The sequence below is a fragment of the Candidatus Krumholzibacteriia bacterium genome, from assembly GCA_035268685.1.
Lineage (GTDB): Bacteria > Krumholzibacteriota > Krumholzibacteriia > JAJRXK01 > JAJRXK01 > JAJRXK01.
Window position 1 is genome coordinate 1 of the sequence record DATFKK010000122.1, and the last position, 14,835, is coordinate 14,835.

General features: G+C 68.3%; 14 protein-coding genes. All 14 read right to left on the reverse strand.

Annotation, left to right across the window (positions count from 1 at the left end; genetic code table 11):
* Positions 1–143 precede the first annotated feature (143 nt).
* Entirely contained in the window at positions 144–3,263 is a 3,120-nt protein-coding gene (locus VKA86_11685; GenBank protein ID HKK71872.1) for a S8 family serine peptidase, read from the reverse strand.
* 249 nt (positions 3,264–3,512) lie between these two features.
* Positions 3,513–4,589, reverse strand: a complete 1,077-nt coding sequence (locus tag VKA86_11690) for a cation diffusion facilitator family transporter (protein ID HKK71873.1) — start codon at positions 4,587–4,589, stop codon at positions 3,513–3,515.
* Positions 4,573–5,799 carry a ribonuclease H-like domain-containing protein gene (locus VKA86_11695; GenBank protein ID HKK71874.1) on the reverse strand — a complete coding sequence of 409 codons (1,227 nt, stop codon included), beginning with the start codon at positions 5,797–5,799 and terminating at the stop codon, positions 4,573–4,575. The genes VKA86_11690 and VKA86_11695 overlap by 17 nt, the downstream gene beginning before the upstream one ends.
* 1 nt (position 5,800) lies before the next feature.
* Positions 5,801–8,110 carry a DEAD/DEAH box helicase gene (locus tag VKA86_11700; protein HKK71875.1) on the reverse strand — a complete coding sequence of 770 codons (2,310 nt, stop codon included), beginning with the start codon at positions 8,108–8,110 and terminating at the stop codon, positions 5,801–5,803.
* Between the two features lie 112 nt (positions 8,111–8,222).
* The gene (locus VKA86_11705) at positions 8,223–8,483 is read right to left on the reverse strand and encodes a twin-arginine translocase TatA/TatE family subunit (protein ID HKK71876.1); all 261 of its coding nucleotides are present in this window, start codon (positions 8,481–8,483) and stop codon (positions 8,223–8,225) included.
* Positions 8,484–8,613: 130 nt separating this feature from the next.
* The gene (locus VKA86_11710) at positions 8,614–8,826 is read right to left on the reverse strand and encodes a DUF4321 domain-containing protein (GenBank protein ID HKK71877.1); all 213 of its coding nucleotides are present in this window, start codon (positions 8,824–8,826) and stop codon (positions 8,614–8,616) included.
* Between the two features lie 164 nt (positions 8,827–8,990).
* The gene (locus tag VKA86_11715; GenBank protein HKK71878.1) at positions 8,991–9,404 is read right to left on the reverse strand and encodes a LytR C-terminal domain-containing protein; all 414 of its coding nucleotides are present in this window, start codon (positions 9,402–9,404) and stop codon (positions 8,991–8,993) included.
* A complete protein-coding gene (locus VKA86_11720) occupies positions 9,401–10,150 on the reverse strand; it encodes an NTP transferase domain-containing protein (protein HKK71879.1) in 750 nt (249 codons plus the stop codon). The genes VKA86_11715 and VKA86_11720 overlap by 4 nt, the downstream gene beginning before the upstream one ends.
* Positions 10,151–10,173: 23 nt before the next feature.
* On the reverse strand, positions 10,174–11,121 hold the full coding sequence (panC, locus tag VKA86_11725; GenBank protein HKK71880.1) for a pantoate--beta-alanine ligase: 948 nt from the start codon (positions 11,119–11,121) through the stop codon (positions 10,174–10,176).
* A complete protein-coding gene (panB, locus tag VKA86_11730) occupies positions 11,111–11,953 on the reverse strand; it encodes a 3-methyl-2-oxobutanoate hydroxymethyltransferase (GenBank protein HKK71881.1) in 843 nt (280 codons plus the stop codon). The genes panC and panB overlap by 11 nt, the downstream gene beginning before the upstream one ends.
* 6 nt (positions 11,954–11,959) lie before the next feature.
* A complete protein-coding gene (locus VKA86_11735; GenBank protein ID HKK71882.1) occupies positions 11,960–12,601 on the reverse strand; it encodes a deoxynucleoside kinase in 642 nt (213 codons plus the stop codon).
* Positions 12,602–12,627: 26 nt separating this feature from the next.
* A complete protein-coding gene (folK, locus tag VKA86_11740) occupies positions 12,628–13,152 on the reverse strand; it encodes a 2-amino-4-hydroxy-6-hydroxymethyldihydropteridine diphosphokinase (protein ID HKK71883.1) in 525 nt (174 codons plus the stop codon).
* The gene (locus tag VKA86_11745; GenBank protein ID HKK71884.1) at positions 13,152–13,532 is read right to left on the reverse strand and encodes a dihydroneopterin aldolase; all 381 of its coding nucleotides are present in this window, start codon (positions 13,530–13,532) and stop codon (positions 13,152–13,154) included. Before VKA86_11745 ends, folK begins: the two co-directional genes overlap by 1 nt.
* 109 nt (positions 13,533–13,641) lie before the next feature.
* Entirely contained in the window at positions 13,642–14,772 is a 1,131-nt protein-coding gene (locus tag VKA86_11750; GenBank protein HKK71885.1) for a tetratricopeptide repeat protein, read from the reverse strand.
* Positions 14,773–14,835 lie beyond the last annotated feature (63 nt).

Here is a 14,835-nt window from a genome sequence, read left to right on the forward strand (position 1 = left end):
CACGGGCCGCCGGAATGATTGTGGTACTTGCAGTTACGGTTGGGGCAGTGGGGAGGCGTCCAACCGTTCGTCGGTCGATTGGTACGCATGACCCCGGATCCTTGCGAATCCGGGGCCATGAACAATCATCGAGGCAGAACCTACTACTTCAGTAGAACCGCACGCCGGATCTGTGTCCCTTCCTCCGTGACCAACCGCAGGAAGTAGACCCCGCTCGACAGGCGATCGGGTTGCCAGGTCAGGCGACGCTCGCCCGCGGGCATCACCTGATCGACCAACGTCGACACCCGGCGTCCGCGCGGATCGAACACATGGAGTTCGACACGCCCGGGTCGATCGAGCGAGAAGCTGATCTCGGTCGCCGGGTTGAAGGGGTTCGGCGCGGCGTGCAGCCCTCGATCGACACGCGTGGCATCGGCCGCGAACACGTTGCCGCTCTCGCAGGCCTTGGTCACTGCGTTCGAACCCGCGTCGTAACTCAGACTCGCGTGCGTGACGTCGGTCACCTCGAAGCACCACTCGCCCGAAGCGTTCCTGGTCTTGCCGGTCTCGAAGAAGACCGAGCCGTCGGACTGGGTCAGACCACTGAAGGTGCCTCCGACCGGACCGGTGAACACACCGGTCACTGTCGCGTTGGCCACCGGAGCCCCGCCGGAGTCCTGGATCACGACGGTGGCCTGACCGGCGTTGTTCGGTCCGGCGACCTTCCGGGTGACCGCGATCGTGGCCACCGACATGGTCCCGCCCACCGGCGCATCGGACACCGTCACGTAGTCGGTCTTCGTGATCGAATCGCTACCGATGTCGTTGCTGACGGTGAGCGACACGGTGTAGGTCCCCACGGCCTGGTAGGTGTGGCTCGGGTTGGCCTCGACCGAGGTCGTGCCGTCACCGAAGTCCCAGCTCCAACTGGTGGGTGTCCCCGTGCTCTCGTCGGCGAACTGCACCGTCAGCGGCACGGTTCCCGACGTCGGCGTGCCGCTGAAGGCAGCAACCGGAGCGGTCGGCGTGCTGCCGCCGATCTCGAAGACCAGGGCGTCGACGCTGATGGCGTCGAGGCTGGTCAGATCCCAGCTCCGGTCGGTGTCGACGACGCGCACGTAGACCGTCCCGCTGGTTCCGGCCGGCAGCGTGGCGCTGTAGTCGCTCGCGGCAGCACTGGCCACGGTGAACGCGGTGTTCCACGTGGCCTGGTCGGTCGACCAGGCGAACACGAAGTCGTCGTCGCCGGTCGAGCGTGAGGCCCGGGCCGTCAGCGTCACCTGGTCCCCCACGGGTAGATCGAAGCGCCACTGGTGCTCGGCCCAGCTCGTGACCTTGCGCGGATGATTGTCGCTGAGGGTCTCGGTGACGACCTCGGAGACGCCATCGGCGCTGTGGGTATCCAGATAGCTTCCGCTGACGGTCCCCAGCACGGGCAGGTCCTCGAGCGCCGTGGCCACGGTGGCCGAACCCGGCTCGGTCACGGTCACGTATTCGGTCTGCGTGACGGTGTCCGTGCCGACGTCGTTGCTCACGGTCAGCGACACGGTGTACGTGCCGACCACGTCGTAGGTGTACGACGGGTTCTGCACCGTGGACACGCTTCCGTCGCCGAAGTCCCAGCTCCAGCTGGTCGGAGCGCCCGACGACTGATCGGTGAAGTTCACCGTCAGGGGAGCGGTGCCGCTCGTGGTGTCGGACGAGAAGGCGGCCACGGGAGCGACGGGTTCGGAACCCGCACCCACGGCGGCCGCCGCGTCGACCATGCCGTACCCCGAGTAGCGGTCCCAACCGGTCACCGACTCGACGTTCACGATGTCCTGCGCGGTGCTGGTGAGCGCATCGCGCACCTGTAGCGGGGTCTTCGCAGGGTCGGCTGAGATCACGAGCGCGGCCACTCCTGCCGCGTAGGGCGTCGCGGCCGAGGTCCCGTTGAACCACATGTCGTAGTCGCCGGCCGCGTAGCCACCGGAACCACTGATATCGGTGGTCGGCAGGATCGTCGGAGCGATGACGTCGACGGCGCCGCGATCGTCGGGAGTCGTCGAGCCGTAGTTCGAGCCCCACCAACGCTCACCGTCACAGGTGTAGCCGTTGGGATCGGTGTTCACACCCGAGTTGACCTCGGTCCGGCTGCTGCTGCTCCGCTTGCGATCGCCACAGGGCGAGGCCGCCCCCACTCCGATCACGACGTCGTGGACGGCGGGATAGCTGATGGTGCTCGCGTTCTCGTTCCCGGTGGCGGCCAGGATCACCGACCCCGCGTCGTGGGCGTACTGCAGCGCGGTGTCGGTGGCCGGATCGCTGCTGATCGCGGCGCCCAGACTCATGCTGATGACGTCGGCACCGTTGTCGGCAGCCCAGTACAGGGCGTTCTGGATGTACGAAAAGTACATGGCGCCACTGCTGTCGGCGACCTTCACCGGCATCACACTGGAGCCACCGGCGATCCCCGCGACGCCCAGGCCGTTGTTCGCGATCGCCGCGGCCACGCCTGCGCAGGCAGTGCCGTGTCCAGGGCTCGAACTGTCGTCGTCGGGATTGCTGTCGTCGTCACCGAAGTCGTAGCCCGGCACGAGACGCAGGTCGGGATGGTTCACGTCGACACCACTGTCGAGGATCGCGACGACGACATCGGTGGCGCCGTAGACCTGTGGCTGATCCCACGCGAGCTCTGCGTTCGCATCGAAACCGACCGTTCCGACGGGTTCGCCGTTCTCGTGGCTGAAGGTCGCCCAGTCGTACGACAGCATCTGCGCCGTGTTGTCGTGTCCCCACTGGTCGGGATACATCGGATCGCTCGGGACGGCCGCGGGGAAGGCGCGCCAGTCCACGGTTGCGCGTTCCACGTCGACGGTCTCGCGCAGGTCTCGCGCGATCACCGCCGGATCGACACCACCATCGGTGTCGACGATCATCCATCGATCCACACCCAACTGCCGTGCCTTCTCCGCCCGCTGGGGCAGGGCGTAGGCCGCACGCACGCTCTGCACTCCGTGGCGACGGAACTTCTGGTCGAGCGCGAGGACACCGGTCGAACCGATCCCCGAGCCGCCGATCGAGCGACCGAGTGCCGAACGGACGGTCCGCGTGGCCTCGGGGGTGAGCCGGATCAGGACCCGATCCGGTGCGTAGGTGGTGACGTCGGACGCCTGTTGCGAGAAGCCCTGCTGCACCGGGGACCACGTGCGGGTCTGGGCACTGGCGAAGGTGCCGGCGCACAGGAGGGCGAGAGTGACGATCGTGATGCCGAATGCCGGGACGGGAGGAACCCGTTTCATGAACACTCCTCGGGACTGGATTGGCGAGATTCGCGCGAGGGGGCGGCGCACACCGGGGGACACGATCCGTTGCGGATCGATCGGCGCGATCGGGAGCGACACCGGCGATCGGCCCGACCGTACCATCCCGGACCAGCCGGAGCCACGGCGATGAGCCTCTCTCGAGAGCCGAACGGGAATCGAACGGCCGCACATCACATTTTCACAACGGATCTGCACGAGGCGCGGGCGCCACGGCCCGCCGCGGGATCACCCGTCGCGCCGTGACCTGGCGTCGGGGGTCGATTCCGCCTCGCCGCGTTCGGCCGGGATCTCCGGCGGAACGGTCCGGACCAGGTGCTCCTTGGTCCACACGCGGTGGCCCACGAACTCCGAGGCCCGCACCGGACAGTTCTCGACCGCGCACTCGGGGCACATGCGCGGCCGGCAGGGATCGACGTGCACGACGACGCTGCTACGCCGGCCCTCCGCGCGACCGATCTCCTGTTCGAGGGCCGTCGCCTCGGCGTAGCTCTGCTCGATGCTCCAGTAGCGCGGCAGGGCCATGTGCAGGTCCACGTGCATGACGTCCCCCGCCCACCACGCTCGCAATTCGTGGACGTCGATCCAGTGCGGGGGGCGGCTCTCCTGCAGTCGCTCGGACACGCGGTCGAGGACGTGGACATCGGCCTCGTCCATGAGCCGCCCCACCGACTCACGGATCAACCCGAACCCGGAGAAGAGGATCTGGCCGGCGATCAGGCACGCCACCAAAGGATCGACCCAGAGCCAACCCGTCGCGGACACGACGATCAGCGCGCCGATCGCCCCTGCACTGGTGATCACGTCGGCGAGCACGTGCCGACCGTCGGCCTCGAGAGCACGGCTGAAGTGGCGGCGACCCTGGCGCACCAGGAACAGTCCGAGGACCAGGTTCACCACGGCAGCTGCGAACACGAGCAGGAGACCGGAGTCGATCCGCTCCAGGACCGCGGGGTCGAAGAAACGCGGAACGGCGCTGATCAGGATCCCCACCGCGGCCAGGACGATGAGCGCTCCCTCGAAACCGGCGGAGAAGTCCTCGACCTTACCGTGACCGTAGGGGTGGTTCTCGTCGGCGGGGCGCGACGCGAACCAGACGCTGAACGCCGCCACGGCCGACGCCACGATGTTCACGATCGACTCGAGAGCATCGGAGAGGATCGCGGTCGACCCCGTGAGGTGCCAGGCCCAGAACTTCACCCCGAAGAGGACGACGGCCACCACGAGGGAGATCAACGATGCGCGGATCCGGGCCCGGATCCGGTGGTCGTGGGCGACGGTCAGGTCGTCAGTGCGCGCCGACACCGTCGATCCCTCCTCCGCGGCCGCGTCGCCTCTCGATCCGTTGCAGGCGGTGCAGGAGATCGGCCCGCCTCGCCGGCGCCGACGGGTCCAGCCGACGCCGATCGATCGCCGCCCGGAGTGCGCGCTGCACGACGTCTCGTGCCCGCTCGAGGTCGCCGAGTCGGTGCTCGCAGAGCTTGGCCCACTCCACGTGGGCGTCGACGTCCAGAGGTGCGGCCGCCACGATCGTCTCCCACTCCCGCGCCGCCTCGGCGAAGCGGCGCTGCCGCCGCAGGAGATGCGCCAGCATCCGGCGCGCGGCCAGGGCGACCGCCCGATCGGAGTCCTCGACCAGCCGGCACACGTGCACCCGGGCCTCGTCGGACTCCCCGCGGTGCGCGAGCAGCCGCGCGACGGCCATCCGGGCCGATCCCGGCAACCCCTCCGGCGGATCGTCGCCGACGCACCGGGCGAACCACGTGGCCAGCCGGGCGAGCCGATCGACGTCGCGTGCGTTGTGGTCGACCACCTCGCCGAGACCGGCGTCCAGACCATCGGCCAGGAGCGTCCGGTAGACCTCGGGAGCGTGCGAACCCGGAAGATCGTCGTCGCGATCGAGGCCGAGCAGATGATACTCGAGATCCACCTGGCGCACCCCGGCGAGCCACGTACGCAGGATCCGGCGTGCGGGATGGACCAGGTCGAGATGCGGTCGCTCGAGGACGTCGGCGTCGAGACGTTGCAGACGGAGGCGGGTCCGGAGCCTCGGAACGTCGAAGCTGCGACCGTTGTAGGTGACGATCAGATCGGCGTCGGCCAACTCTTCGACCAGCGCCGACAACAGGCTCTCCTCCCCCGCGGGCTCGGGCAGGAAGAGCTGCACCCGTCGTGCCCCTTCCGGAGACCAGTGGAGCAGGCCGATCAGGAAGACGAAGGTTCCCGTCCCCGACTCCAGGCCGGTGGTCTCGGTGTCGAGCACGACCCAGTGGTCGCCGAGGGGTTCCACGGCAGCCAGACGCCGGCAGGCCCGGGCCCCTACGACCTGGTGCGGCGGAGCCAGACCGTCGACGTCGGCCTCCATCCGGAGGTATCCGTCCGGCGCGGATCCGACCCACCGTGCCCCGCGGTCGAGCAATGCACGCAGCGGCTCGTTCCCACGTACGACACCGGCCACGGCCGTCCTCCGGGGCGGCCGGTCGAACTGGGCGAGGCGCTCGCGCAGGCTCTTCACGTCAGGATCCCGCGATCATCAACTGACGGTGGTCGTGATCCTCGTCGGCACGGGCCAGGGCGAGCAGGCGCGCGGTGCTGCTCTTCGCCCGATCGCCGGCCTCGAGCACGCTGCCCACGCAGCTCGGGCAGCCGTGCTCGCAGGCGCACGAATGCAGCCTCTCGTGCGCCGCCTCGAGCACGATCGGGTGCAGATCGAACAGCTTGCGGCTGAAGCCGACGCCGCCCGGGTAGGTGTCGTACACGAACAGCGTGGGACCACCGGTCATCGGCGACTTGATCATGGGCACGCTGCGAACGTCGGCGGGATCGGCCATGAGGAACAACGGTGCCACCTGCGCCACCAGGTTCGCCAGGCCCTTCAGGCCGTCGCCGAGGCTCAGGTCCTCGGCCCGCATCCGGTCCTCGAGTTCGGGCGGCAATTGCCACCAGTAGCTGGTCGTGTGGTGCTCGAGTTCGGGCAGGTGGATGCGCCCGGCGCCCAGGTTCTCGTGCGTGCCCAGCTTGATCTTCTTGAACATGGTGGCCTTCGTGATCAGGCCGATCTCGCCGTGGGCCCGCGCGCCGAGTCGCTCGGGCTCGCGCTCGAACTCGTCGAGGGCGTGGATCTCGCCCTTGCTCTGCGCGTCGGTGTAGTACTCGACCTTCACCTCGCGCACGTAGGCCTCCTTGCGTTCCCAGTCGAGCTGGTCGACGTGGTACTGGCGGCCCTGGTGCAGGTAGATGGCGTCGTCGTGCAGCAGGAGCTGCGCGCTCAGCAGATCGGTCTCGCCGATCACCTGCCGCTGCCGCGTGGTGTCGACGATCACCACGTTCTCCACCACCGCGCTGCGCAACGAGACGTCCTCGGCCGGATAGGTGTCGGCCATCCAGTGCCACTTGTCGCCGCTGCGGCTCAAGACCCGGTTGTCGGCCAGGTACTGCAGCATCTCGCCGGTGGCGTTGTTGTCGCCGAAGCGCTCGTCGTGGGCGAAGGGGATCTCGAAGGCCGCGCACTTCAGGTGGTTGAGCAGGATCGCCAGGTTGTCGGGATCGATGATCGCCTGCTCGGGCGTGGACTCGAGGAAGAACTCCGGATGCTCGATCACGTACTGGTCGATCGGCGCGCTGCTCGCGACGAGGATCGCCATGCTCTCGCTGCGCCGTCGACCCGCACGGCCGGCCTGCTGCCAGGTGCTGGCCACCGTCCCCGCGTAGCCGGCCATGATGCACACGTCGAGTTGGCCGATGTCGATCCCGAGCTCGAGTGCATTGGTGCTGGCCACGGCCAAGACCTTGCCGTCGCGCAGGCCCTTCTCGATCGCGCGCCGTTCGTTCGGCAGGTATCCGCCGCGGTAGGCGCGCACCCGATCGGCAGGGCGTTTGAGCTTCACCATCTGCTGCCGTAGATAGGTCAGGAGCAACTCCACCCGTACCCGACTGCGCCCGAAGAGGATCACCTGGACGCCGGTCTCCAGGAAGGGTCGCGCGATCCGCACCGCCTCTTTGATCACCGAACGCCGGATCCCGAGCTCGGCGTTCACCACTGGTGGGTTGTAGAAGACCAGGTGCCGCGTCCCCCGCGGCGCGCCGTTGTCGTCGACCAGCTTCGCCGGCCGGCCGAGCAGACGCGCCGCGTGCTCCTCGGGATTGGCGATCGTCGCGCTGCAGCAGATGAAGGTCGGATTGCTGCCGTAGAACGCACAGATCCGCTGCAGGCGACGGATCACGTTCGCCACGTGGCTGCCGAACACACCGCGGTAGTGATGCAACTCGTCGATCACCACGTAGCGCAGGTTCTCGAAGAGCTTCACCCACGCGGTGTGATGCGGAAGGATCCCCTGATGCAGCATGTCGGGATTGGTGACCACCACGTGCCCGCTGCTGCGGATCGTGCGCCGCGCCGCCGCCGGGGTGTCGCCGTCGAAGGTGTAGGTCTTGATGTCGGCCTCCATGGCCTCGATCAGGCCGTGGAGCTCGTTCATCTGGTCCTGGCTGAGCGCCTTCGTCGGGAACAGGTAGAGAGCCCGCGCTTCGGGGTCGCCGAGACAGCGTTGCAGGACCGGGAGGTTGTAGCAGAGCGTCTTCCCACTGGCCGTCGGCGTCACGACCACCGTGTCGCGGCCCGCCTCGGCCTGTTCGATGGCCCGGGCCTGATGGGTGTAGAGCGACGGAATCCCCCGCTCGACCAGAGCGCTCCGCAGGCGCGGATCGAGGGCTTCGGGGAAGTCGACGGTGCGCGCCGCCGCCGCGGGCACGGTGTGCCACAGGCGAACGTTGCGACCGAACGACTCGTCGGACCGCAACCACGAGATCAGCTGCTGGAGATTCACGGGTCCCCCTTCTCGGACCTACGTCCACGAAGCCGAAGCGCAGCTCGCGACGGCGGAAGGGGCGAATGCCGAGATGTGGATCCGGGAAGGCCGAGGGAGACGCCGGTTGCGATCAGTCTCGCTGGTTCGGGCCGTCCTTGCGCGGCTCCGTCGGATCACTCTCGATGTCGCCCTTGATCTCGCGGGTGGCCGACTTGAACTTGCGGATCGATCGACCGAGGGCATCGGCGATCTCCGGCAGCTTCTGCGGGCCGAAGATCAGCAGGATCACCCCGAAGATCAGCAGGGTCTCCTGCCAACCGAAGCTCGGGATGATCGCGAAGCCGGCCGAGGCCGCGTTCGTCGACACCTGCGACACCATTGCTGCCAACATCGTCATCGTCTCCTACCGCTTCGCGCGCCGGGGGGGAGGTCCGACGTCGAAGTGCCGAGGTCGTGGGCCGGGAGAACACGTCGGGGGCTCGCGACGGAGGCTTGGGTTCGACTCCTACGCCGACACGGTCCTAACGGATCCAGCGCAGGATCTGAGCCACGAGGAAGATGCCGATCACGCTCATCAGATTCACGTGAACGAACAGCCCGATCGTCACGTCGAACGCGACGAGATCGATCGGCATGGGCCCGAACCCGAAGCTCTCGTACTGGACGAAGAGCTCGTGGGCCACGCTGTCCTCGGGGACGAACAGACCGACTGCCTGCCCCAGAACGCTCCCCACCAGTATACCCACAAAGAAGGTGAGAGCCAGGAAGCCCGCTGATCTCCGCGCCAGGTCAGAACCTCCCGCTCGCCACCTGCCGGCCCGTCGAGTCCGAGATGCACGAGCGCACCTCGCCGGCTCGACCCCGGACGCGCGCGAACATAGCACCGATCCGGAGGGCGTCAACGGGCGAAGTCAGGACCGGAAACCTTCCGGAACAGGTCCAGCGATGCCCAGTCGCGGCCGAGCACCAGGCTGACGTCGGCGCGGGCGTCTTCGGTCCGTTCGAGGATCACCGTGCACGGCCCGAGCCGCTCGGCGAGACGCCGGCTCAGCGCCGGCTTGCCCCGGCGGTCGATCAGGAAGCTCGTTGCGAACTCGTGACCCGTCCACGTGTCCACTCCCACGACGTCCTGCCGGAGCTCCTGCAGCTGCCGCGCGGCGCGACGGGCGAGGCCGTTCTCGCCGCACGCGTTGAGGACCTCGACGCGCAGTGTCGGCACCGTCGTCGCCCCCCCCGACCGCAGGACGGCGAGTCCCATGGACAGCGCGCTGCCGGCGAGGGCCACGAGAAGGACGACCCGCAGGGCGTTCACGCGCGCTCGTCCCCCATCGCCTCGCGATCGCGACGGGCGCGTTCGAGGTCGTCGACGGTGTTCACGCCCTGCACCTCGCGCTCGTCTTCGCAAACGCTGGCGGCGACCACCTCGCCGTCGCCGACGAGCAGTTCGACGACGTCGGTCAGATAGTACTCGCCCTGCGCGTTGTCCCGGTCGAGCCGCGACAGGACCGACCAGAGGTGGCCGTTGTCGAAGCACCAGGTCCCGGTGTTGTACTCGCGGATCGTCCGTTGCTCGTCGGTTGCATCCTTGTGCTCGACGATGGCACGAACGCGTCCGTCGCCGTCGCGCACGATCCGGCCGTAGCCGGTCGGGTCCTCGGCGATCGCCGTGAGGACGGTCGCGGCCGCGTTCTTCTCACGCGTGGTCGCAACCAGATCACGGATCGTCGACGTGCGCAACAGCGGCACGTCGCCGCACAGCACGAGCGTCACGCCGTCATGTCCCTCGAGCTCGGGCCGGGCCATGTCCACGGCGTGCCCCGTGCCCAGTTGCTCGGCCTGCAGAGCGGTGGTCACGCCGGCGCCGACACTGATCGCCGCCACGTCGCCGGCCTGATGGCCCACGACGACGACCGTCTTCGCCGGCTCGAGCGGGGCAAGGGCCTCGAGAACGTGACGCAGCAGAGGCTTGCCGCCCAGTGGATGGAGAACCTTGGCGAGGTCGCTCTTCATGCGCGTGCCCTTGCCCGCGGCGAGAACGACGGCGTAGAGGTCTTGCATGGGTCTCCTGACCGGTTTCGGGTTCAGTCGGTCTCGGTCGCCCACCGGCGACGGACCGCCTCGGGCGTGTGCTCGTCGAGCAACGGAGCGCGACGCACGTCGTGCCCGTCGATCACGAAGCAATGGTTGTCGATCAATCGTGCCGCGCCGACGCGACCGGCCACCGCCAGCAACATGCGTCCGGTGGCCCGCTCCGGATGTATCAGGTCCGGAACGCGGCGCAACTCCGCGTAGTCGACGTCGACTCCGCGATCGCGCAGGTGCTCCGTCACGGCGCTCTCGACCGTGACGACCTCGCGTTCGCCCGTGCCGAGCACCTCCTCCCCGATCGCCAGGGCCTCGGACAGCGCACGGGCCGTGTGGCGCTCCTCGTCCTGCAGGTAGCGATTGCGGCTACTCATGGCCAGGCCATCGGTCTCGCGCCGTGTCGGCACGAAGGCCAGGTCGACGTCGAAGCGCAGGTCGGCGACCAACCGGTGCAGTACCATGCACTGCTGCGCGTCCTTCTCGCCGAACACCGCCACCTGCGGCCGGAGCACCACGAAGAGCTTCGTGCAGACCGTCGCAACGCCGACGAAGTGGCCCTCGCGGTGACGTCCGCACAGAGGCTCGGCCACGGGCCCGGCGACGACACGCGTGGAATCGCCGGGCGGATACATCTCGTCGACCACGGGAGCGAAGACACCGTGCACGCCGAGTTCGCCGAGACGCTCGACGTCACTCTCCAGGCGTCGCGGGTAGCGCTCGTAGTCCTCGCCGGGTGAGAACTGGGTCGGATTGACGAAGACACTCACGACGACCGGACCGATCGGCAGGCCGGCGCGGACCAGGTCCAGATGACCCTCGTGGAGATCGCCCATGGTGGGGACGAGGACGACGGGCGCGACGCCCTCGAGTCCGCGTCGGGCCTCGGCCACGGTCTGCCAGACCGCCGGGCGGTGCTCCCGGGGTGGCACCGTCTCACCCGTCACGTTCCGCCTCGTCGGCCTCGACCTCGGCCGCGCCCTCGTAGCTGTGGTCGAGCGTCGGGAAGGCCCCCGAACGGACCTCGTCGGCGAAAGCGCGCACCGCGCCCGTCAGGTCACCGAGGGCATCGGCATAACGCTTCACGAAACGCGGATGGAATGCATCGTCGAACCCGAGGAGGTCGTGGAAGACCAGCACCTGTCCGTCGCACTCGGGTCCTGCCCCGATCCCGATCGTGGGAATCGAGACCGCGGCCGTGATGTCGGCCGCCAGTGCGTGGGGGATGCACTCGAGGACCAGAACCGCTGCGCCCGCCTGCTCCACGGCCCGCGCGGCCTCGAACACCCGCAGCCCGGCGTCCTCGGCCCGGCCCTGGACCCGATAGCCGCCGAAGGCGTGGATGGACTGCGGGGTGAGCCCGACATGCCCCCACACCGGGACATCGGCCCCGACGATCGACTCGATGCTCGCCAGGCGCGCACCCGCACCCTCGACCTTGACCGCTTCGGCTCCGGCCTCCTGCACCAGACGGATCGCCGCGTCGAGTGCGGCGGCGGGTCCACGCTGGAAGGTTCCGAAGGGTAGGTCGGCCACGACGTGGGCACGCGGCTTCGCCCGAGTCACGCAGCGCGTGTGATAGACCACGTCGTCGAGCGTGACCGGTAGCGTGCTGTCGTGCCCCTGGACCACCATGCCCAGGCTGTCCCCCACGAGGATCGCGTCGACTCCCGCTCGGTCGACGATCCGCGCGCTCGCGTGGTCGTAGGCGGTGACCACCACGATGTGCTCACCGCGACTCCGCGCCTGCTTCAGATGATGGAGGGTGCGCTTGCTCATGTCCGCTCACGACCACGAGGGGGCGTAGTAACGCGTGCCCGTGAAGGGCTCGACGATGTTGTTCCGCAGGTCTTCGTAGTGGCGACGATTGCGGACGAAATCCAGATCGTTCGTATTGACGACGAGAAGGGGCGTCTCCGTGTAGTGGAAGAAGAAGTAGTTGTAGGCCTCGTTCAGGGTCTGGATGTACTCCGGATCCATGTTGCGCTCGAAGGCCCGACCGCGCCACGCGATGCGCCGCAGCAGGACCTCGGTGCTCGCCTGGAGGTAGACCACGACTTCCGGACGCGGGATCTTCTCGTCGAGGACATCGGCGATACGCTCGTACAACCGCAGCTCGTCCTCGTCGAGGGTGATGTTAGCGAAGATGCGATCCTTGGCAAAGAGGTAGTCCGCCACCACGCGCGGTCCGAACAGGTCCATCTGCGTGCGCGCCATCTGCTGCCGGTAGCGGCTCAGCAGGAAGAACATCTGGGTGACGAAGGCATGGCTGCGCCGGTCCTCGTAGAAGCGGCTCAGGAAAGGATTCTCCTCCACCACCTCGAGGTCGAGGTCGGCGCCGATCTCCTCGGCCAGCATGCGGGCGAGGCTCGTCTTGCCGGCCCCGATGACGCCCTCGATCGCGATGCTCCGCCACGGACAGTCCACGTCGCCTCCACTCCGGCGGTCAGACCTCAGGCACCGTCGCCGGGATCCGGCCCGAGTTCGACCTCGACCCGCTCGATCGACTGGCGGGCCACGTCCTCGCGTTCGAGCAGCGCGGCCAGGGGTTCGGACTCGCCCGGTATGGTGAGCGAAGGATCCAGATCGTACAACGGTTGCAGCACGAATCGCCGCTCGTGCATCCGCGGATGCGGCAGGGTCAGCCGCGGATCGGAGCTCCGCACCGCACCGTCGAGCAGCAGGTCGACGTCCAGGGGACGGGGTCGCATGTGACCGTTGACCGCGCGCCCCGCTCCCCGCTCGAGCCCCTGTCCGCGCCGGAGGATCTCGTCGGCGGCCGGCGCCCCGTGCAGTGCCACGCAGAGGTTGAGATGGAGTGGACCGGGCTCCGAGCCGACGTGCGTGGTCTCGTACACCGGACTCAGGTCCAGGCCCTCGACCTCCGGCCAGTTGGCGATCGCACGCACCGCGGCCCGCAGGTGGGCCGCACGGTCACCCTGGTTGCTGCCCAGACCCAGATGCACGATCCGATGCATCACCCGGCACCCCCTCGGGATCGCGTCATGTGGATCCTCACCGGCCCGGCGCCGATTCCCAGGGGAGGCGCGCACTTCTCCACCATGACGTGCGCCCGGCGGACCCGTTCGTCGGCCAGGGCGTCCTCCAGCAGGGCTCCGGCGAGGGCCTCGACGAGGTCCCACCGTTGCGACAGGACGCGCTCCCGTACGACGCGGTGCAGCCCGGCGTAGTCGAGAGTGGAATCCAGACCCCGGCCCGGTGCCATCGACAGATCCAGGTCGACGGTCAGCTCCACCCGGACGGGCTGGGTCCACTCGTTCTCCCCCGGCAGCACGCCGATCCGACAGGGCAGCGAAGGGAGACGGAGTTCGATCCGATCGTGGTTCTCGGTGCGCATCCGCGGGAAGCTACCAGCGAAGGGGCGACTTTCCAAGACCGGAGCCGACACGAAGGCGGCGGGCCCCTCCGGACCCGCCGCCCTCTCGAAGGATGTGCGCCGCCGGATCTCAGCGACCCTGACCGCTCTGCATGCGCTCGATCTCGATCAGCTGCTGCTGACGGTTGATCTCCTTGACGGCCAGCTCTCCCCAGTAGGGATCGTCCTTGGCCTCCTCGAACATCCGGATCGCCTCCCGGTAGTTCGCGTCGCGCTTCTCGAGGATCTTGCCCATGAGGAAGTACATGCTGTCCTTCTCGGGCACCTCGTCGGCCCAGTTGGCCAGAGCGTCCTGGGCCAGGGCCGCCGCCTTGTTCCACTGGTTCAGGTCCGAGTACAGGAATCCGAGACTGCTCGCCACGTCGTAGCGATCCGGCTGCAGATCCAGGGCCTCCTGGTAGGCATCGACCGCCTCTTCGAGCTTGCCGAGCTGCTGCAGGCTCTGACCCAGGTTCTTCCAGGCGGCCGCGCTCTCGGGTCGCTTGTCGAGGAAACCGCGGAAGGCGTCGGCGGCCTCCTGCCACTCCTGCCGATTGAAATGGTCGAGGGCGATCTTGAACATGCCCGTCGAGCCGCCACCGCCGAGCTCGTACCACTGCTTGGCCGAGATCGGCTCGCCGAGCGTCTCGAAGGCCTTGCCGATACGGTTGGCGATCTCCTGCTGCTTCGCCCCGGTCTCCATGGCGTAGAGCGCCTCGAGATGCTCGATCGCGTTGCGCAGATCATCGCTGTTGGTGTACGCGTACACGAGCCTCTCGTGCGCGTCCTTGTCGGCGGGATCGTGCGTGAGCACGGCCTCGTAGACCTTCTCGGCCTCCCGCCAGTTCCGGTTCTTGAGCAGGACGAAGCCGTAGGGCGCCAGGATCCGGTTCTCGACGCGCGCCAGGACGCCGTCGTACTTGCCCTCGATCAGCTTGGCGTACCAGTCGCCGGCTTCGGTGAAGGACTGCGTGCGCATCTTGGCCTGGGCCATGAGTTCGACGCTCTCCCAGTGTTCCGGGCAGGACTCGACGGCCTTCTCCAGCGAGGGGATCGCTTCGGCCCACTGGTTGGCCTGCACGAACTGGTAGGCGGTGCTGTAGCTCTGCTGAGCCGTGCTCAGCTCGCTCGGACTGCACTGGGCCTGCGCGGGGGCCGCGGCGAGCGTCGCGGCGACGACGACGGCGACGGCCGCCGTCACCCGGCGGAATTCGATGGTCATGGCGAGTCGGAACCTCCGGATTCGGATCGTGCGCGGAATCGGAACGATCCTCGGGAACACGGT

Bases quoted from the DNA above. Each gene is read 5' to 3' on its own strand.
- panB (HKK71881.1), bottom strand. From the start codon at position 11,953: ATGAGCAAGCGCACCCTCCATCATCTGAAGCAGGCGCGGAGTCGCGGT.
- VKA86_11745 (HKK71884.1), bottom strand. From the start codon at position 13,532: ATGCGCACCGAGAACCACGATCGGATCGAACTCCGTCTCCCTTCGCTG.
- VKA86_11750 (HKK71885.1), bottom strand. From the start codon at position 14,772: ATGACCATCGAATTCCGCCGGGTGACGGCGGCCGTCGCCGTCGTCGTC.
- VKA86_11720 (HKK71879.1), bottom strand. From the start codon at position 10,150: ATGCAAGACCTCTACGCCGTCGTTCTCGCCGCGGGCAAGGGCACGCGC.
- VKA86_11705 (HKK71876.1), bottom strand. From the start codon at position 8,483: ATGTTGGCAGCAATGGTGTCGCAGGTGTCGACGAACGCGGCCTCGGCC.
- folK (HKK71883.1), bottom strand. From the start codon at position 13,152: ATGCATCGGATCGTGCATCTGGGTCTGGGCAGCAACCAGGGTGACCGT.
- VKA86_11685 (HKK71872.1), bottom strand. From the start codon at position 3,263: ATGAAACGGGTTCCTCCCGTCCCGGCATTCGGCATCACGATCGTCACT.